The organism is Schlesneria sphaerica, assembly GCF_044336245.1.
Classification (GTDB): Bacteria; Planctomycetota; Planctomycetia; order Planctomycetales; family Planctomycetaceae; genus Schlesneria; species Schlesneria sphaerica.
On sequence record NZ_CP172346.1, the window covers coordinates 2,420,941 to 2,440,392 of the forward strand.

Consider the following 19,452-nt stretch of genomic DNA (forward strand, 5'->3'; position numbering starts at 1 on the left):
CCGGACACTCGGGACAGCTATTCTTTTACTCTTTCGTTTGTCGCCCTCGACCAGCAAACCAGAACAGGGCCGCTCCAAGTAACTCGGTGACAAACCACACGACGCGCAGCAATCCCGCGGCCACAAGTGCTACCGTCGGACCAATCTGCGGCTGATCCTTCAAGACTTCGATCAACAGCCCTTCCCGTACGCCGATTCCTCCCGGTGCGAGCAGAACGACAAATCCCCCTACTGTGGAGAGAGCGCAAGCGGCCAGCCAGACGGGGAATTGAGCGACCTGCAGTGGGACGTCTGACATCGACTGCAGAACACATCCCAGACTCAGCCCCTGCAGTCCCCAACCGAAACAGGTCAGCATCACCCCTTGGGAAATCAATCCTGCCGTAATCGCCGGAGCCTTTTCGGTGGACGGCATTTGGGCTGCCAGGGCCTTGCGACCAAGGCGAGTGAATAACCAACTGCTGAGTGGGGTTGTCGCCAGAGTTGCCGCGGCAACCAACCCCGGGAACAGAAATGGCGACTTCCCGATTCCTTCCAGTTGCCCGGGCCACCACCCCTCCATCGTCGCCGGAAAGACAACCGGAGCGAGTGCCAGACTGATGGCAGCCCCCGTGGCCATGAAGATCAATGTCTCGTAGGCCGCGGTCACCCCGCCCAGCAAAGGATTCACCTGAGCCTCTTTTGCGAGAGAGCCTCGAATCACGAGAACAAGTGCTTTTCCAGGAACATATTTTCCCAGGTGACCGACGTAGTAAGCGCGCAAAGCGGTCCACCAGTCGAGAGGCTGCCCCATCCCGACGAGCATCGCTCGCCAGAGCCAGACGGAAGGAAGCCAGCTCACGAGATAACAACCGGCAGCTGCGATGAGCCACCCGAAGTGGATCCGAATCTGCTGCGGAGGAGCCGCCTCCCACAATTGATACGCACGACGTCCAATGAAGATCAGGACGAGTGCCAGCAGAGCCGTCTTCAGGACAAGCCAGAACGTTTTCTTTTTGGTCGCTTCATCAACCGGCAGCAATCGGTTATCACCGCGCGACGAGATCACCTCGGCGATCAGGTTCACCGTCCTCTCAGTCGCTCCGCGCTGTGTCGCCACAAATTGACTGGCCGCCTCGCCCATCCGACGCATCTCGTCAGGATTCTTTAACAGTTCCTCAACGGTTTCCCTGAGTTCTTCGGGACCCCGGATCACACGGGCCGCCTGATGCGACAACAATGCCTCTGTCACATCTTTGAAGTTCCAGGTGTTCGGGCCGAAAAGAACGGCAGCTCCATATCCGGCTGGCTCGATCATGTTCTGACCGCCCCGATTGGTCAGACTGCCGCCGACGAAAGCGATATCCGCCAGCCCCCAACAGGCCCCCAGTTCGCCGATCGTGTCGAGTAAACGGATCACAGGCTCATCCGTCCCCGCTACATCGTCTTTCTGCGGCACGTCTGCAGCAATCACTTCACTGCGGCGTACCAGTCGAAATTGTCGTTGACGGACCAGTTCCGCAACCTCGTCAAACCGCTCTTTATGACGAGGAACAAGAATCAGTTGCAGCTGTGGAAACTGCGGACGCAATCCCTGCCAGGCATCAATGGCGCAGGATTCTTCGGGATCCTGGGTGCTTCCGGCGATGAAAGTTGGTGCAGCCGGATCCAAGTGGAATGCGCGACGCAGTTCCTCTGTCTTGGGATTGGCTCGATTCGATTCTGCCCGATCAAACTTGATGTTGCCGGTGACCGTGACGCGGTCCGCTGGTGCACCGAGTGTCCGCAGTCGCTCGGCATAGGTCTCCGCCTGGACGGCCAGCACGTCGAAGCAAGAGAGCAATCGGGCCATCAGGGGCCTGATCCGTGAATAGCCTTTGAAGCTTTTCGCCCCCATGCGGCCATTGATCAGAATCAAGGGAATACCGCGGCGTTTCGCCGTCAGCACCAGATTCGGCCACAGCTCAAGTTCGACGAGGACGATCGCGGCAGGTTTAATCTCTGTCAGAGCCCGTCCGACGGCCCAACTGAAATCGAGTGGAAAAAAGGAAACGGTGTGACGCGCGTACTTTTCGCGAGCGACATCATACCCCGTCTCGGTGGTCACAGTGATGAACAGTTCGGCTTCAGGAAATCGCAGTAAAGTCTCGTCGAGAACTTTTTGTAATTGAAGGACCTCGCCCACGCTGACCGCGTGAAACCAGATACACATCCTCTCGGGGTTTTGCCGCGTAAGCCGTCCAGTCAGCTTTTCATTCCAGCCGCGCCGGTATTTTCCGGCAGTGACGCGACGGTAGAGCAAGATCGGAGCAACTGCCGTGATGAGCAGCAGGTAGAGGCCGTTCAAAAGCCAACTGAAGACGAAGGGCATCCTCTCCCTTTTTTGGCTACAGGCAGTTCGCAGGGGCGACACCCGGTTGCAGTCGCTGTTTGCCACTGGCCAGGTATCGCGATCTCAGAAGCAATGAAAACGGGAACAATCCGGAGAGAGTCTCCCCGGATTGCGATCCCGACATAATTTTCTCAATCAGACGATCCGCCGTTTACGACGCACCGTGACATTTCTTGAACTTCTTTCCACTGCCGCAGGGGCAGGGATCGTTGCGTCCGACTTTGTTTCCATAGTTTCGAATCGGTTCGACCGCAGGAGCCCCGCGATTCGCGCCGCTCGCCGAGGAACGATCGCCTGCATTCTGTTCGAGTGCAGGATGGTCGTCTGGAATGTCATCCACAGGCGATTGATGCACCTGCGAGGTAATTTGCCAGCGATCGGCGGTCGGTTCTGGGATCTCGACAGCGATCCGGAATATGGTTCCGGTCACCTGCGAGGCAATGCGGTCCCACATCTGTTCAAATGCCCGCATCCCTTCCCGTCGATACTCAACCTTTGGATCCTTCTGTGCATATCCGACCAGTCCGATACCGGACTTCAACTGGTCCATGTAATACAGGTGATCTTTCCAGGCGGTATCCAGTGTATCCAGCACGACGGAACGTTCGGCATGATGAATTTCATACCGATATTTCCGCTCAAACTTGCTGCGCAGATCCATTTCCACAAGGGCACGCCCCTGGTGAGCAACGTCTTCGGCAACCAGTTCCGTTCCGAATTCGGCATTTGCCCAGTCGACCAGTGGCTTCACCGCGGTCGCGCTGACAACGTCACGCTGCGTCGTCGATTCCGCCCCCTTCTTCCCTTGCGACTTCTGATGTCGTGGTCCGAAGGCCGCCGTCAGCAGTTCTTCCAGTCGTGCGGCAGCCTGCTTGCCCTGAGCGTCGAACTGGTCACTGGTCTTCAGCAACTGCTGAGTAATATCGGCTTTCGACTTTGATTCGATGTCTTCCTTCGACATCGAGATGTCAAAGCGGTTACTGGCCCAGCGTGCCAATTCTTCCCGGTTGTAGCGGGTGACTCCGTTATGCTCCTGCATATAGTGAGACAGACCGACGGAAACGGGGAATTCGACTTCTTTGCGGTGGTACAGGTCACGGATCGCGTTGGAAATCAGTTCGGCCGCCGATTCGGGCGAGCCGCCTTCGAATTTTGAGGGCTCAAGTTGGATCCCATACTGCTGATGCAACCATTCTGCCAGCGACTGCGCGCCCCATTTCTCATTGAGGAAGACTTCGACTGGCGAAAAGTCAAACCGGTTAATCGATTCGAGGGCCCGATCGTAGAGATGCTGATGCAGCTTGCCGGTATCCAGCGAATCGGCATCCCCGTCGATGAGGAAGGCCACCTTCCGCAATTCACGCTCGTTGGTATTCAAGCCGTAGGTCGTGTTCACCCAGCGTGAAAGTGCCTGCCAGTTCTGTTCACGGGCGTCGACACCTTCCGGAATACTGTCTTCGACCTGTTCCCGAATCGTTTCGTAAGCCTGACGTTCAGACCGATCTTTCAGATAACCAATCAACTGGTCCGCGTGCATGTCCCGAATTTCACGGAGCTTCAGGTCGAGACCGCATTGCTGTTTGACCCAGGCAACGACGGTTTCCCATCGGTAGGACGGTTTCAGGAAATACTCGGTCTTCTGTTCGACCTGCTTGTCGATCATCGACAGAATCAACGAACGGCAGTCTGCACCTTCCAAGACGGATTGGCGGTAGGAATAGACTCGCTTTCGCTGCTCGTCCATCACTTCGTCATATTCGAGCAGGTGCTTTCGCTGTTCGAAGAAGCGTTCTTCGACTTTCTTCTGCGAGCTTTCGATCTGGCGGGTGACGAGCTTACTCTCGATCCGCTCACCTTCCTGCATTCCCAGGCGTGACAGCCAGTCTTTGACCCACTCGCCACCGAACTTCCGCATCAGATCGTCTTCGAGTGAGACGAAGAAACGGCTGGAGCCATTGTCTCCCTGACGTCCCGCTCGCCCGCGCAACTGAAGATCAATACGACGCGAGTCATGCCGTTCCGTGCCGATCACGTGCAGACCGCCAAGTTCCGCGACAGTGTGCCCTTCGTCTTCCATCCCTTCGCGCTGAGCGATCTTTTTCGTCAGTTCGTTCCAGACCGATTTGGGAACGTCAAGACGTGAGGGATACAGGGGACGGCCATCTTCGTTTTTCATCTGCTTGAGTTCATCCCAAGCGAGATACTCAGGGTTTCCCCCGAGAATAATGTCGGTACCGCGGCCTGCCATATTGGTCGCGATCGTGACCGCATTCAGGCGGCCTGCCTGAGCAATCGTTTCCGCTTCACGTTCGGCATATTCAGGTTTGGCGTTCAGCAGTTTGTGCTTGACGCCGTTCTTCGTCAGTTTGTGACTGAGTTTCTCGGAGTTCTCAATCGACACGGTTCCCAGCAGCACGGGACGTCCGGTCTGATGCACTTCCTTGATCTCTTCGACCACCGCATCCCACTTTTCCCGTTCCGTTCGGTAAACGGCATCGGGGAACGTGATTCGTTTGAGCGGCCGATTTGTTGGAACGGTGATCACGTCCAGATTGTAAATCTTGACGAACTCGGCCGCCTCGGTCATGGCGGTACCGGTCATCCCCGAGAGCTTTTTGTAGAGCTTGAAGAAATTCTGCAGCGTGATGGTCGCCAGCGTCTGCGTCTCTTCCTTGATCCGGACCCCTTCTTTGGCCTCGACGGCCTGATGAAGTCCATCACTCCATTGACGGCCTTCCATCATACGCCCGGTGTGCTCATCGACGATGATGATTTCATCTGCTCGTACGATGTAGTTCACATCCCGTTTGTAGAGGTGGTGAGCCCGCAGAGCGTTGTCGAGCAGGTGCGGCCACTCCATGTTCCCGGCGGTGTAGAAACTCTCGACGCCCGCCAGTTCTTCTGCGTATCGAACGCCTGCTTCCGTCAGGTGACAGGTGTGCTCTTTCTCTTTGACTTCAAAGTGGAGGTCGCGCTGCAGTTGTCGGGCGATCTTGTCCGCTTTTGGAAAGCGGGTGATATCACCATGAGCCTTCCCCGAGATGATCAACGGAGTACGGGCTTCGTCGATCAGGATGTTGTCGATTTCGTCGATGATGGCGTAGGTCAGCTTCCCCTGCACCTGCTCTTCGGCAAACATTTTCATGTTGTCGCGAAGGTAATCGAAACCGAATTCGTTATTGGTGCCGTAGGTGATGTCACAAGCATACGCCTGTTTTCGCTCGTACGGATCCATATTCGACTGAATGGCACCGATGGTAAGCCCCAGCCCCATGTGCAGCGGCCCCATCCACTCCATATCGCGCTGTGCCAGGTAATCGTTGACGGTGATGACGTGAACCGAACCGGCAAGTGCATTCAGAAAGGCGGGAAGTGACGCGACCAGCGTTTTACCTTCCCCGGTGGCCATTTCGGCGATCATCCCTTTATGCAGGATGTATCCCCCGACCATCTGCACGTCGTAATGACGCATCTTCAGATAGCGTTTGCCCGCTTCTCGAACGGACGCAAAGGCTTCGGGCAGCAGCATGTCGAGCGTTTCGCCGGCGGCGAGTCGCTTCCGCATTTTGCTGGCGGTTTCCCGCAATTCACCGTCACTGAGTTTTTCCAGTTCCGGCTCTAGCTGATTAATGCGGTCGAGAAAGGATCCTGGCAGAATCACCGTATTTCCGCTTTTATCTCGCGAAAATCCGATGTTTCGGACGCGGCGTTCGTTGGACGAACCAAAGAGATTGGTGATGAACCGTTCGGTTCCGCCCAGGACCAGATTGAAGGTATCGCCGACTTTATCCAGGATTTGCATAATTCATCCGTTGAGTTACGAGCTGCGTGGCCCCAGGCAATATCCCCAAGTCAAACTTGGACCAATGTCATACGCTGGTACACGAGTTTCAGCAGGTGTTCCTGACGCGCTACGTCGATGACGGGCTCCATCCAGCGACTGCCAACGTGACAGGGAGATTCTCCGTGTCCGCAGCAGACGATCGCCCCTGAAAAGGCGAAAGCCGCCGGATCGACCCATAAATTGCGACGTAACTTCCTTGCGCAGCGCAGTTTATTTGTCAATAACAAACGGGTCAATCCCGCTCCCCCGACACCAGATCCGTCGGACCGGGCGGAAAAGAGCAACCATTATGCCATGCCACTCCCGATTGCCCCTCTTTCAATCCTCACCTGACAGCCCCGACCTCGAAATCGCCTGCCGTACCTGACGTCAGTCTGCCGGCGACAAATATCCCACGCCGAAGCCTCCAGCAGTGGGGTCCCCCCCCTCCAGGGCGGACTGCGGCTGGGCTCGCTCGCCCTCGCTACTTCCTTTTCATCAGGGCGAACAGTTCACACAGCACGCATGCGGCGATACTGCGTCGTCCCGGCCGTCGAAAATGGTTCAATGAGGATTCGACACCGCTGAAAAAAAATGATTGAGCAAGTTGAACAAGTTGAGCAACATCCCTGTTTTCATGTGCAAAACCAGCATCTGAAGTTGCTCAATTTGAGCAGGTTGAGCAACTTCAATCTGGTTCAAAAATCTGATTCAAATGTCGCTCAAGGCGTTGTTCTTTCGGAGAGAACCACGGCAGCCCCTCAGTGCTGACCCATTCCGGCCCCTGCCAAGAACTCGCGCTGTAAAGAATCTGGAGTTGGGACATCGAGCCATCTGTTATTCGATCGATCGCCTGGGATCCTGAAATCTCCGACTTCACCCGTAGACAACATGGGAAACTCGAGAAGCCCTGAATGTCGTTCCGCCATCCCAGAGATTCAAAAGCACGAGCATACAAGCCGCACAACAAGACGTCAAGATTTTTTGTCGCAAAGAATTCTTCAAACGGGTGGCACGACTTCCGGGAGGTCCACTAATCACTTCGATCTCTGCGTCAGATTGGCAACGTCCTGCCCGGCCCGATGGGGCCTCGGATTTCAACGGACCGCCAGCAAAAATCCCCCGTCCGGCGACGGTTGCCTGTTCTGAAGGGTGGTTTGACGATTAGAATTCCGCCTCTTGATGAGAACGTGTTGCTCGAAGGAAGTTTGTTGATGGATTGCTCGCTGGCTGCAGACCGCTGGAATGACCTTGCTACCCGAATTCTGGACGGACACGAACTGACCGTCGACGAAGGACTCGCCATCCTGCAGTCAGACGATGATGAGATTCTCGACCTGCTCGCGGCGACTTATCGCGTTCGGCGGAAGCATTTCGGCAAACGCGTTCACCTCTATTTCCTGAAGAATGCCAAAAGCGGCCTCTGCCCCGAAGACTGCGGATACTGCTCGCAGTCGATCCTGTCTGAAGCCGACATTCCTCGCTACGCCCTGCTGAACGAAGCCAAGCTGATGGAAGGTGCCGAGCGTGCTGTGGCTTCGCAGGCCCGCACCTACTGCATCGTTGCCTCGGGCCGTGGCCCCAGCAATCGCGAAGTCGATCACATTGCTCAAACTGTCACCAAGATCAAGGAAAAATACGGGCTGCACATCTGCTGCTGCCTGGGACTTTTGCAGCCCGAACAAGCCGAAACCCTGCAAAAAGCGGGCGTTGATCGCATCAATCATAACCTGAATACCAGCCGTACGTTCCACGACACCATCTGCTCAACCCACACGTACGAGGATCGCCTCAAGACCTTAAAGGCCGTCCGAAACGCCGGGATGGAACTGTGCAGTGGACTGATCGTGGGGATGGGTGAGAGCGAACAGGATCTGGTGGATGTCGCGTTTGAACTGCGGGGACTGGGAGTTCATTCGACACCGGTCAACTTCCTGCACTCCATCGACGGGACTCCGCTCGAACGGAAGTGGGACCTGAACCCTCGCTACTGCCTGAAAACACTCTGTATGTTCCGGATGGCGAACCCCGCTGTCGAACTCCGCGTGTCCGGCGGGCGGGAAGTGAATCTGCGATCGATGCAGGCGATGAGCCTTTACGCAGCTAACTCGATGTTCGTGAGCGACTACCTGACCACTAAAGGTCAGCCGGCGGAAGACGATTTCAAGATGGTCGCGGACCTGGGATTCGAGATCGTGATCGGAGACCACGACGCTTACCAGGCTTGGAAGGCATCGCAGAACGGCTGTCAGTCAGCGCCCGAATCCGAAGTGCATCAGCACACGACTTGCCATGGTTAGCCTGCATCGGCGTTCCACAACCCTGAAGCAGTCAATGTTGTGGATATTTCTGCGCTAAGCGGAAACTCATCCGGGACAGTCTGAGATTTTTCGAGAGCACAGGTTGCACACACCGAAGCAGCCTGTGCTCTTCGTCGATCTGCGACATCTTGCCATGAGGTTCCCTATCCGGTCCCAATAACACCTCGGGCTTCGGCCTCCCATCGTAAACGATTCAGAACGTGAGATTTCAGTCGTTTACCGTTCCGACCGTAACCATCTGGAGCTGGATTTCACGTTGTTTGGTCTCCGTTTGTTTGTAAAAAAGCAGCAGGACGTGGCGAAACTTGGCTTGCGAAATGCTACTTGCCGTATGACACTGTTGCGGTAATGATTCAGATGACTGTTGCCACGGGAAGTCGTTGACCGTCGTCCGCGACCGGTCGGGAGTGAATGTTTGAGAACCATGAACGTGTTGCGCCGCAAGCCACAATCGAAGTGTCCGCTCTACTTGAAAGAAGAAGAGCAGGAAGGCCTGCGTGCAGCGGGTCGATTTAACGCCGAGTTGATGGACCACGTTCGTCCTCTCGTCAAGGCAGGCGTCACGACTCTGGAACTCGACAAGATCGTGTACGAGTACACGATGGATCATGGCCACATTCCCGCCTGTCTTGGCTACAAGAATTACCCGAACAGCCTCTGCGCCAGCGTGAACGAAGTCGTCTGCCACGGCATCCCCAACAAAATGCCACTGCGCGACGGCGATATCGTGAACATCGATCTCACCACCATCGTCGATGGCTGGCACGGGGATTCCTCCGAAACGTTCCTGATTGGAAACGTCTCGCAGGAAGCCCGACGTCTGGTGCAGGTCACTTTTGATTCCATGTACCTGGGAATTAAGGCGATCCAGCCTTTTGGCAAGATCAGCGACATCGGTCATGCGATTGAACGATTCGCTCGCGCTAATGGTCTGGCAGTCGTACAGGAATACCAGGGCCACGGGCTCGGACGAGAATTCCACCAGGAACCCGGAGTTCCTCATTACGTTCCGCGATCGGGTGCACCCCAGGTTGTCATCGAGCCTGGCATGTGCTTCACCGTCGAGCCGATGCTGAACCTCGGCACGTGGCGAACCATGCTCGACACGCGCGACAAATGGACCGTCCGAACCATGGATCTCTCTTTGTCCGCTCAGTTCGAACACACGCTGCTGATTACCGAATCCGGTCCGGAAATCCTGACTCAGACCAAGAACGGCCCCCAGGTCGGCCACAAGTTCTAACTCTCGATTGATCAGTCAGGACTTGCAGTCTCAGTGAACGACTGCGAGTCCACGTCTGATGCGACGCCCCCAGTTCTGTTCAAAGCAGACACTGACGTTCGGCACGATGGATTGTGCCACTCGTAGCGGCCTTTCTTCTGAGGTGAATTCTGCCCTGCTCGTCAAGAGCAGGTCCCGGGCGGCGCAAGTCCACGATCCCCAATTCCCCTTCCTTTTGCCTCCCGTTTCGTCAACGCGGGTTCCTTCGGACAGTTTTTCTGGGACCGCATGAGCCTCAGCCAGCGTCCAGCCACGCATCCTGACGAATCAATGTGAACTGGAGATTGGGGAAGAAAAGAGAGCTCAAGTCTTTTCTCACCGCGGTTTGCAGGCCAGAAATCCGGGACGGGACGTCGGTTCCTCAAACTACACCGCTGATACCAGCGTCACGTCGAAAATCAAAATGCTGTTCGCCGGGATGTTCGTGCGTGAACCCGTTCCATAGGCCAGGGAAGACGGAATCAGCAGTCGAGCGGAGGTTCCCACCGGTAACCGCTTGAACGCTTCGTCCCACCCTTTGATCACCGTGCCGGCTCCGAGGACAAACGAGAACCCGGTCGTCGTGTTGGAGTCAAACTGGGTTCCCTGCGTTCCATCCGAATTCAGCACATACCCGGTGTAAGTAGCCTTCACCGTCTGACCGTTCGTCGGAACTTCGCCCCCCCCGGCTGTCGTAATCACATAGGTCAGGCCAGTAGCGGTTCTTGTGGCGGTCAGGTTGTTCGCGGTCAGATAGCTGTCGATGATGAACTGTTCATTCGTGACCGTCCCCGTCCCCGACAGCTTATTCCCATTCACGTCATAACTGGTTGCGGTGACGGTCGTCGTTCTGGCCGTCAGGGGAGCCCCCGACAGATTCAATGACCATTTGCCAGCGGAGGGAGACGTCAATTGTGAATCGGTCCCCAGTTTGTACGTCTTTCCGTTGACCGCCACAGTCAGTACGGGCGACTTCACGGAATCATACGTCCCGGTGATGATGGGAGTGTTCGTGGCGGCCGCCAGCGGTGTCACCGTCGGCGGTGTGAACGTTGCCGACAATTGAGTCACGTTCACGTTCCTCAATCGTGGTGATTCCGCGTTCACAACCGAATTCGTGGCCTGATAAATCGTCGTCTGATATCGCCGAAGACCGATCACTGTTTGTGAACTGTTAAATCGATTCGGCCCTTCGGGAGACCCATACATTCCGATGACGCTGTCACCTCCCATTCGCAACGTCACGGCACCGTCGTAGGTGCTGGCAATCGTCTTGAAGGAACTGTTTCGTCCAAACTGACGGGAATTCAGGGACCCGGAGATTGTCGAGTGGTCGATCACGAGCTGGCTGACCGTATCCCGAACATTCCCCTCAACCGTACTCCGGTCCAGATCCAGCAGGTCACCGCTGCGGAAGCCCAATTCCGCCGAAAGGTTGTTCCGGACTGTCGATTGGACGATGTTCACCGAGTCGTTGCCCCGGCCGCCACGAATCGAGATCGAATCGGCGATGACCTTCGTCAGATTCATGGAATTGTCCCCTCGTGCGTGACCAAAATTCACCGACAGCGACTTCAGACTGGCCGTTCCGTCCCCTGTCACAGAGACCGTATTGCCGCGGGAATGCAGGTGCATCGAAATCGAAACCGGCTGGGTAATGGCCGCCGTGTAGGTGGAGACCTTTTGACCAGCGACCTCAAACTGCGTCCCGTTCGTCCCGGTCAGAGTCACCTGAGTTGCGGTGAAGGTGATCTGAAAGGCATCCCCGTCCTGGGCAGACCGTCCCGCCTGATCCACCAGCCTGATTGCTCCGTCTTCGACCGTGACATGAATCAGGTTTGTCAGCAGACGACGTGATTCCAGCACTTCGAGGTGAGAGATGAGTGCCCCGGAGGCGGCTCCGTATGAGGGCCCGCGGGAATGAGACCGACGCGCCGCTCGAGGACCTGTCCGGCCTTGCCACCAACTCAACAGCTTTTCCGTCCAGTCTTGCTTCATCGCTGAATCTCTGATGTCGAAACCTAAACCGGCCACCGAACACGTGGTGAGAGTTTGCCTACTCTACGGTATCGTTATACCTGAACAAAATGGACTGCGTTCGATCGGCGGCGAGGAGGGATGCGGGAAGTTCGTGGAGAGTCCCGAATATACCGATTTTTCCAGAAAAATGATGCTTCCGCCGTCGATCCCGGACCGCCTAATCCGTTCAGGGTGATGGAAAGGGATGCAGGCGTCACTTGAGCAAAGGAACAGTGACACTGTTTCGCGGCCAAAGACGATCTATTAAATTCGTTTCTCTCAGCAGTGACCCATCCCGACTCCCTAGCAGGCAAAGCGGCCATTACGTGTCCACACAGATGAAATACAGAAGCGCTCAGTGGTTTGGTGGACGCGAGGAACTGGCATTTCAAAACCGATCTGCTCTGCGAGCCATGGGTCTCAACCCGGACGATTATCTCGGCAAACCGGTGATCGGTCTCGCCAACAGCTGGAGTGAGCTGAACAACTGCAACGGCAACCTGCGTGACGTGGCCGATGCGGTGAAAAGGGGCGTGCTGCTGGAAGGGGGATTGCCGCTGGAGTTTCCCACGATTTCTCTGGGTGAGGAATTCATGAAGCCATCGGCGATGCTCTATCGCAACCTGATGGCCATGGACGTCGAAGAAACGTTGCGCGCCAACCCCATCGACGGTGTCGTGCTGCTGTGCAATTGTGACAAGACCACCCCCGCCCAGTTGATGGCCGCCGCCAGTGCCGACCTCCCCGCGATTCAGATCAATGGTGGGCCGCGAGCGATTGGTCATTGGAGAGGCAACTCCGTTGGTTCCGGGACGGACCTGTGGAAGTATTCGGACGACCGGCGTGCGGGACGGCTGTCTCTGGAAGAATGGCACGAGATCGAAGCCAGCTACGGCTGCGGTGTCGGGGCCTGCAATACGATGGGGACGGCGTCCACGATGACATCCCTCTCCGAAGCCCTGGGAATGATGTTGCCCGGCACGGCCTCGATCCCCGCGACCGACGCGCGACGACTTCAGGCAGCGACAGCAACAGGGCGCCGGATCGTGCAGCTCGTCCGCGAAGACCTGCGTCCATCGCGCATTCTGACACCAAAGGCCTTTGACAATGCGATCCGGACACTGCTCGCTCTGGGTGGATCGACAAATGCAATCGTCCACCTGATTGCGATGGCCGGACGTCGCGGAATTCGACTGCCGCTGGAACGATTCGACGAACTCTCGAAGTCGACCCCGTTCCTGGTCAACCTGATGCCATCGGGAAGCCACCTGATGGACGCCTTCGATTCGGCGGGTGGAGTCTCGGCCGTGCTTGCTGAAATCCGTTCCCTGTTGCATCTCGATGAAATGACCGTCAGCGGCCGAACGCTGGGAGAAAACATTGCCCGTTCCCGCAGTTTCGATCGCAAGGTGATCGTTTCCGCAGAGCAGCCCCTCCTTTCCGGCGGATCTCTCGCAGTGTTGAAGGGCAACCTCGCCCCCAACGGAGCCATCATCAAGGCCTCTGCCGCCTCGCCGCACCTTCTGAAGCATGTCGGCCCGGCACTCGTCTTCCGTGATTACGAAGATATGCTCAACCGGATCGATGCTCCGGACCTGCCGGTGACGGGTGACAGTGTGCTGGTACTCCAGAATGCAGGCCCGAAAGGAGTTCCCGGATTCCCCGAGTGGGGTTCGATTCCTGTCCCCAGCAAGCTGCTGCAGGCCGGTATCGCCGATCTCGTCCGGATCAGCGATTCTCGCATGAGTGGCACTGCGTTCGGAACCGTTGTGCTGCATGTCACGCCCGAAGCGGCTATGGGAGGAAATCTGGCACTGGTCCAGGATGGTGACCTGATCCAGCTCGATGTCGCCGGCCGGAGCCTGGAACTGCTCGTCGATGCCACGGAGCTCGAACGGCGACGAGCCGCCTGGAAAGCCCCCACGTCCAGGCATCTGCGAGGCTACCCCAAACTGTATATTGACCACGTGCTCCAGGCAGATGAAGGATGTGACTTCGACTTCCTGCGTCCCGAATCCGAAGCGGCCCTGGAGTTCATTCACCCTCTTGTCGGCCGGTCCTGATCCCTGTCCCTCATCCGGGGTTACAACACCCGTAGAACACTCCACGTACTTGAGGAGACACCCACATCAACACGGCAGTGCGCCTGGGTTCTTGTCCCCGGCACTGACATTCACTATAGAGCCGAGACGCGAGCGACCCGTCTATGACTGTCCCTGCTGGGAATGCCACTCCTGCAGGGCTGCCCGAACCTGATCGGGCGAGGCCGTGCCGGTGGTGCCCAATTGCTGGACCGTGATGGAGGCAACCAGGTTCGCGACCAGCGCCGCTTCGGCGGCCGTCGCACCGCTACACAAGGACATCACCGCACCGGCCGAAGCACTATCCCCCGCCCCCGTTGGATCGATCGGCCCCCGCACTTTCACACCCGGTACCAGCGTGACTTCCGGATCACTCACCCAGATCCCCCGCTCACCGTAGGTGACAAACACAGTAGCCTGGTTTTCCGTTCGCAACTGGGGAACGAGCAGGCGGAGTTCCTCAGCCGAAACTTCTTCTCCCACAGCCGGGTTCAGCCGATGCACGGCCTCGAACTGATTCGCTTTGATCATCGTATTGCGGAAGGATCGAATGAACCGACGGCTGTCGGCCCAAAAGATGACATTACTGAATCGTCGAGCCAATTCGGCGACACGGTCCCGCAATCGCGTCGTCACGACACCGCAATCAGCGATTTCGACCTGGTCCATAATCAGCAGAGCGTCCACCTGCGGTAGGACCCGTTCCAGTTCGGCGGCGATACGATCGACGATCGCCTGCGGCGTCGGAACGCGGTTCTTGGTGTCGTATCTCGAATGTTCTCCCTCAAGTCCCGCGACATTCTGATCATGAGGCTTAAGGTACGTCGGCGTCATCAGTTCAGGACATCGCAACAGACCGTCGGTCGAACAGCCGATCTGATTCAATCCTTTGCACAGATCAAACGCTTCTCCATCGTCACCGACGGCACCAATCGCATGCAGTTGAGCCGCACCGAGTGCCGCCAGATTGTTGACAACGGTTCCCGCAGCACCAGGCGATCGACGCAGTGCCAGGACCTGATGAGCGACCCGGCCCGTTTCCAGACTCGGTTCTGCCAGCTCGGGTGAGACTTCGAGGTACTTGTCCAGAAAGAAGTCACCCAGCACAGCAATTCGATGTCGAGGAAACTGCGTCAATAGTTCGTCGAGGCGTTGAGAATGCATTCAATTTTCCGTGCGTAAAGGCGACTTAACTTCGTGTTAAACCGATCGCCCGACCAAGGACTGACACCTCGGAATCAGGCTGCTTCCCCGGCCGCTCCAACGCGGACTCGTCGTCGCAGACCTGCATTCGACGTCCGTCGCTGAGGGCGGGAAGCGAGAAGTCTAGCGCAAGTTCACGGCGAGTGCAAAAGAGAATATTGATCTGACGCGCCAGGGTACTTGACGAATCAGAAGTTTCAGATCGTCACGTCAACAGCCATCGACCGAGGTTGAAATAGCAGAGCAGCGTGACCACGTCGCTCAGCGCGAGAGCGATGGGTCCCGAGGCCAGTTGCGGATCCCGGCGGAACAGGCGCAAGACGTAGGGGATTGCGAGTCCCACTCCTGCGGAGGTCACCACTCCACCGACAATCCCCAGAAAGAGACTGACGGCAACAACCAGATTTCCCTTCCAGATCAACGCCACGGCCCCGACCGTCAGACCGCAGGCCACCCCCAGCAGAAGCCCTACCAGCAGTTCCAGTCCGACCAGTCGAATAAACGTCGTCCACTTCGGGGGGTGTGCATGCAGCGCCTGCAGAGCCAGACTGACCGACTGAATACTGACGCTCTCGGCCAGCGCGGTCACGAGTGCAATAAATGGGGCCACGACAACCAATGTCGAAACATCGTCATACGCATCAGCGATCAGCGCCGACAGCATTCCGCCAAGGACGTTACACAGCAACCAGGGGAACCGCCCCATGAAGGCCAGTCGCGCGTTTCCCTGAGCGGCTTCCGAAAGATGAACCCCGATCAGCTGGAACAGGTCATCGCTATCCTGCCGCCGTTCAATCTCACGGATTTCTTCCGTGTAGAGATCGACGTCTACAACTCCAACGACCTTCTGCTCAGCGTCGACGACAGGAAAGGCCAGCAATTTATGTTGAGTAAAGAACTCGCACGCCTCGAGCACACTGGCGGTGGAAGGAATGGCCACTGTATGAGGCGACATGACGGCACCGATTGTGGTCTCGGGTGAGCTCAGCAGCAGCTTCCGTGTCGTGACCACTCCCTGCAGACGATGCTGGTCGTCGACGACGTAGAAATAAATGATGCGTCCCACGTCCTGCCGTGATCGAATCAACTCCAGCGATGCCGCAATCGTCTGATCCATTCGCAACAGCGTCGAGGCGGGACGCATATGCAAAGTGACGGGGTCATTCAGCACGTCTTTGACATGGCTGAACTGTTTTCCGTTCTCATTCGAGCAAACCGACGTTGCGTTCTCCTCGACTGCCGGTGTCGGCTGCGGATTGATACCCGCGACATTTGCAGAGGTCGTTTCGTCGGCAGAGGCGGGACTCACCGACGTTACGTCAGATTTTATTTCCGCAGCGAGGCCTGCCGATTCCGCAGGACGAGCCGACTCGGGGAGGTCGGTCGGGGTGAATTCTTCTGGCGACTTGGCTCCCGTCATTGGCAGTCCTCCAATCTTTCGGTCCTTGTTGGAATGAACTTCATCATGAGCGCAATCGCTGAGATCTCACCTCCGGAGACGGAAACAAGGAAATGCAGCACACACTCGACAGGGTGATGGTTTACTTGAAGCAGGAATCCGGCCGCGGCGCGATTCGCGAATTCAGCGATCCGATTTGGCCAGTCAACCAGGCAATACTTCAATGCGATTTGACTTTGGGCGTTCGCATGATATGGACTGTCCAGTTCAAGTGGTAGGGAGGATTTCCAGACTTGTGGTAACGACCTCAACGCTTTGCCGGGAGATCGCGCATCCCGTGCTCCCTATCGAGAACTTACGCGCTCTGTCCCGTCATCGTCTCGTGGCAGGAATGAACGAGCAGTAGTGACGAACCTTTGCAATTCGTAAGATGCGACCATCGGCAGCGAGCCGGATTTGATCACCAGTGAGATTTCATGATGCGCGCTGTAGTTCTGAGCGAACGGGGTTTGGAAGTCGTGGATCGTCCGATCCCATCGCCGCAAAAGGGTGAGGTTCTCGTCCGGGTCATCAAAGCCGGCCTGTGTGAGACCGACCTGCAACTGGTCCAAGGCTACATGGGCTATCAGGGGATTCTCGGCCACGAGTTTGTCGGGATTGCCGAATCGGGACGGTTTCAGGGACAGCGGGTCGTGGGTGAAATCAATTGTGCTTGCGGCGAGTGTGAAACCTGCCAACAAGGGATCCCGACACATTGCCCGCACCGCAGCGTGCTGGGAATCTTGAACCATGATGGTGCCTTCGCCGAATATGTCGCCGTCCCCGAGCATAATCTGCATCTCGTCCCAGAGAGTGTTTCCACCGAACACGCGGTCTTTGTTGAACCTCTCGCCGCCGCCTTTCAGATTCTCGATCAGATTTCCGTGAACCAAAGCCATACCGTCATCGTTCTCGGCGATGGACGATTAGGAAATCTCTGCTCGCAGGTGCTTGCCCAGACCGGCTGCCGATTGACCACCGTCGGAAAGCATCCGCAAAAGCTGAAGCTTCTGTCCGATCATGGGATCCCCACGGCGATCGTCAGTGAAATCGAAATGGCCCGGCAGGCCGACTTCGTCGTCGACTGCACCGGTTCGGCGACGGGGTTCGAGACAGCACTCAAGCTGTTGAAACCTCGTGGCACACTGGTGCTGAAAACGACAGTGGCAGGAACCCAGCAACTCTCGCTTGCTCCATTAGTCATTGATGAAATCACGGTTGTTGGATCGCGATGTGGTCCGTTTCCCCCTGCGATCCGAGCCCTCGCTGAACAGCGGATCGATGTCGAATCGCTCATCGATGCCACCTATCCACTAAACGAATCGCTCGCCGCTTTTGAACGAGCACGCACCCGCCCCACACTGAAACTGCTGCTCGACCCCTCAAAGTAACGTGGTGCAGCACCGACGGGGATGGAATGGCCTCAGGCGAGACTGCAATGAAAGACGCCCTACCTGAATCCCGCGGATTGTCACCTACCGCGAGGACCTCGCTACCAACCGCGACACCGCGCCCCCCGTTCCATCTGCGACGAGTTCTGCCCTTCCTGGCGTTGGTGCTTTTCGTCCGCGTCACGGTCGGTATTCTGCTCAATTATCCCGATTACTTTCCCCCCAACTTCGATTCTGATTTTCTGCTGGGTCGTCAGTCCTACTTCTTCGGCAGCTACGAATAGGCCTTCTATGCGCATCTGATTTCTGGCCCGGTGACACTGATCCTTGGACTGATCCTTGGACTGATCCTCATCAGCGACCGGTTCCGCAGGCGCTGGCCGAAATGGCATCGCATGCTCGGAAGAATCCAGTGTCTGTTCATCCTGCTCGTTCTCACCCCGAGTGGATTATGGATGGCGCAGTACGTTGACTTGGGCCCGGTCCCCGCAGCGGGCTTTTCCGTTCTGGCACTGCTGACCGGACTGTCCGCCGCGATGGGATGGCGATCCGCCGTCCAGCGCAGGTTTGTATCGCATGGAAGGTGGATGTCGCGTTGTTTTCTGCTGCTCTGTTCTGCGATCGTCCTGAGAGTCGTGGCCGGTTTCGCTTCGCTCGTTCGTTACGAACAGGAGTGGATCTATGTTTCGTCGGCATGGACAAGCTGGCTGATCCCACTCGCCCTGTACGAACTCTTCCCATGGAAACGATCGATGAAGGGGTGATGCGAACAGGACAGCGAAACAGGTCGGCCGTATGGGCGAGTGCCGAACCCAGCTTAGAACTCACCGATGCGTTCTCCCCCGCTGACACTGATGAGGCCTTGTAGAGTCTCAAACGGCATATTGATACTGACCAGCCTCACAGAGCCATCCGCGAAAAGGACATGGCCACCTCCCACGTGTGAAACCTTCGCCGAGTTCCACACTGACTGCAGTAACCGTTCGTCTGCGTCGGATGGCGAAATCCAACTCACAGATTCACTGAGGGGTACCTCAACAACCAGAACTGTATCCGATGTGCCGTCAGTAATGGCTTTGATTCCACACGATTCGGCGCGCCGTAGAGCACTCGTCGGTGTCACCACCGCCAGATACGTTGTCGAAGCCTCTTTTGATGATACGAATGGGCACATGTAGGCGCCGACAGCCGTTTGACGCGCCGCTGCGTTGACAGGGTCGTTCCATGGCTTGGAGAGGTCGATCGACTCGTAGAGTTCCTGCTGATCGAGGTAGGGTAAAATCAGCGTACGCCAACTATGCAGAGGTCGCCCATCGCCATCCACGGTGTACGCGGGTGGGAAGGTGAAGTAGGTGTCATGGTATTTGTGGAGTGCAAGCGCAATCTGTTTGTGATTATTCCTGCATACAGTTCGACGTCCGGCTTCGCGTCCACGTGAGACGTCCGGTAACATCGAAATCGCAAAGAGGCTCACGACGGCCAGAACGAGTAGCATCGGCCAATGTTTGAGCATTCTGATTTCCTTCTGAAAGTCCATTCTCTGA

General features: G+C 56.8%; 12 protein-coding genes. 6 read left to right on the forward strand and 6 right to left on the reverse strand.

The features are described from left to right. Positions 1-25: 25 nt before the first annotated feature. Both ACGY09_RS08890 and secA read right to left on the reverse strand, forming a co-directional pair. Complete coding sequence (locus tag ACGY09_RS08890) at positions 26-2,350, reverse strand: glycosyltransferase N-terminal domain-containing protein (RefSeq protein ID WP_397571266.1); 2,325 nt, start codon at positions 2,348-2,350, stop codon at positions 26-28. A gap of 172 nt (positions 2,351-2,522) precedes the next feature. Beyond that, positions 2,523-6,173 (reverse strand): preprotein translocase subunit SecA, encoded by a 3,651-nt coding sequence (secA, locus tag ACGY09_RS08895; RefSeq protein WP_397571267.1) that lies wholly within the window; start codon positions 6,171-6,173, stop codon positions 2,523-2,525. A 1,235-nt stretch (positions 6,174-7,408) separates the two neighbouring features. On the opposite strand from secA, the gene bioB reads away from it, so the two are divergent. Both bioB and map read left to right on the forward strand, forming a co-directional pair. After that, complete coding sequence (bioB, locus tag ACGY09_RS08900) at positions 7,409-8,494, forward strand: biotin synthase BioB (protein ID WP_373650636.1); 1,086 nt, start codon at positions 7,409-7,411, stop codon at positions 8,492-8,494. Positions 8,495-8,939: 445 nt separating this feature from the next. Next, positions 8,940-9,758 (forward strand): type I methionyl aminopeptidase, encoded by an 819-nt coding sequence (gene map / locus ACGY09_RS08905; protein ID WP_397571268.1) that lies wholly within the window; start codon positions 8,940-8,942, stop codon positions 9,756-9,758. A 405-nt stretch (positions 9,759-10,163) separates the two neighbouring features. On the opposite strand, the gene ACGY09_RS08910 is transcribed toward map, so the two are convergent. Continuing rightward, positions 10,164-11,774 carry an FKBP-type peptidyl-prolyl cis-trans isomerase gene (locus ACGY09_RS08910; RefSeq protein ID WP_397571269.1) on the reverse strand — a complete coding sequence of 537 codons (1,611 nt, stop codon included), beginning with the start codon at positions 11,772-11,774 and terminating at the stop codon, positions 10,164-10,166. Between the two features lie 359 nt (positions 11,775-12,133). On the opposite strand from ACGY09_RS08910, the gene ACGY09_RS08915 reads away from it, so the two are divergent. Next, the gene (locus ACGY09_RS08915) at positions 12,134-13,858 is read left to right on the forward strand and encodes an IlvD/Edd family dehydratase (RefSeq protein WP_397571270.1); all 1,725 of its coding nucleotides are present in this window, start codon (positions 12,134-12,136) and stop codon (positions 13,856-13,858) included. Positions 13,859-13,999: 141 nt separating this feature from the next. On the opposite strand, the gene ACGY09_RS08920 is transcribed toward ACGY09_RS08915, so the two are convergent. Together ACGY09_RS08920 and ACGY09_RS08925 are read right to left on the reverse strand one after the other, a co-directional pair. Continuing rightward, positions 14,000-15,040 (reverse strand): bifunctional heptose 7-phosphate kinase/heptose 1-phosphate adenyltransferase, encoded by a 1,041-nt coding sequence (locus ACGY09_RS08920; RefSeq protein ID WP_397571271.1) that lies wholly within the window; start codon positions 15,038-15,040, stop codon positions 14,000-14,002. 244 nt (positions 15,041-15,284) lie between these two features. Continuing rightward, positions 15,285-16,499, reverse strand: a complete 1,215-nt coding sequence (locus ACGY09_RS08925; RefSeq protein ID WP_397571272.1) for a magnesium transporter — start codon at positions 16,497-16,499, stop codon at positions 15,285-15,287. A gap of 455 nt (positions 16,500-16,954) precedes the next feature. Between ACGY09_RS08925 and ACGY09_RS08930 the strand changes: the two genes are divergently transcribed. Genes ACGY09_RS08930 through ACGY09_RS08940 form a run of 3 tightly spaced genes read left to right on the forward strand, consistent with a single transcriptional unit; the run spans position 16,955 to position 18,672 of the window. Continuing rightward, the gene (locus ACGY09_RS08930) at positions 16,955-17,908 is read left to right on the forward strand and encodes an alcohol dehydrogenase catalytic domain-containing protein (RefSeq protein WP_397571273.1); all 954 of its coding nucleotides are present in this window, start codon (positions 16,955-16,957) and stop codon (positions 17,906-17,908) included. A 47-nt stretch (positions 17,909-17,955) separates the two neighbouring features. Then, a complete protein-coding gene (locus ACGY09_RS08935) occupies positions 17,956-18,192 on the forward strand; it encodes a hypothetical protein (protein WP_397571274.1) in 237 nt (78 codons plus the stop codon). 18 nt (positions 18,193-18,210) lie between these two features. Further along, on the forward strand, positions 18,211-18,672 hold the full coding sequence (locus ACGY09_RS08940) for a DUF2306 domain-containing protein (RefSeq protein WP_397571863.1): 462 nt from the start codon (positions 18,211-18,213) through the stop codon (positions 18,670-18,672). Positions 18,673-18,725: 53 nt separating this feature from the next. Here ACGY09_RS08940 and ACGY09_RS08945 read toward each other — a convergent pair whose 3' ends face one another. Then, positions 18,726-19,421 carry a DUF1559 domain-containing protein gene (locus ACGY09_RS08945; RefSeq protein ID WP_397571275.1) on the reverse strand — a complete coding sequence of 232 codons (696 nt, stop codon included), beginning with the start codon at positions 19,419-19,421 and terminating at the stop codon, positions 18,726-18,728. Positions 19,422-19,452 lie beyond the last annotated feature (31 nt).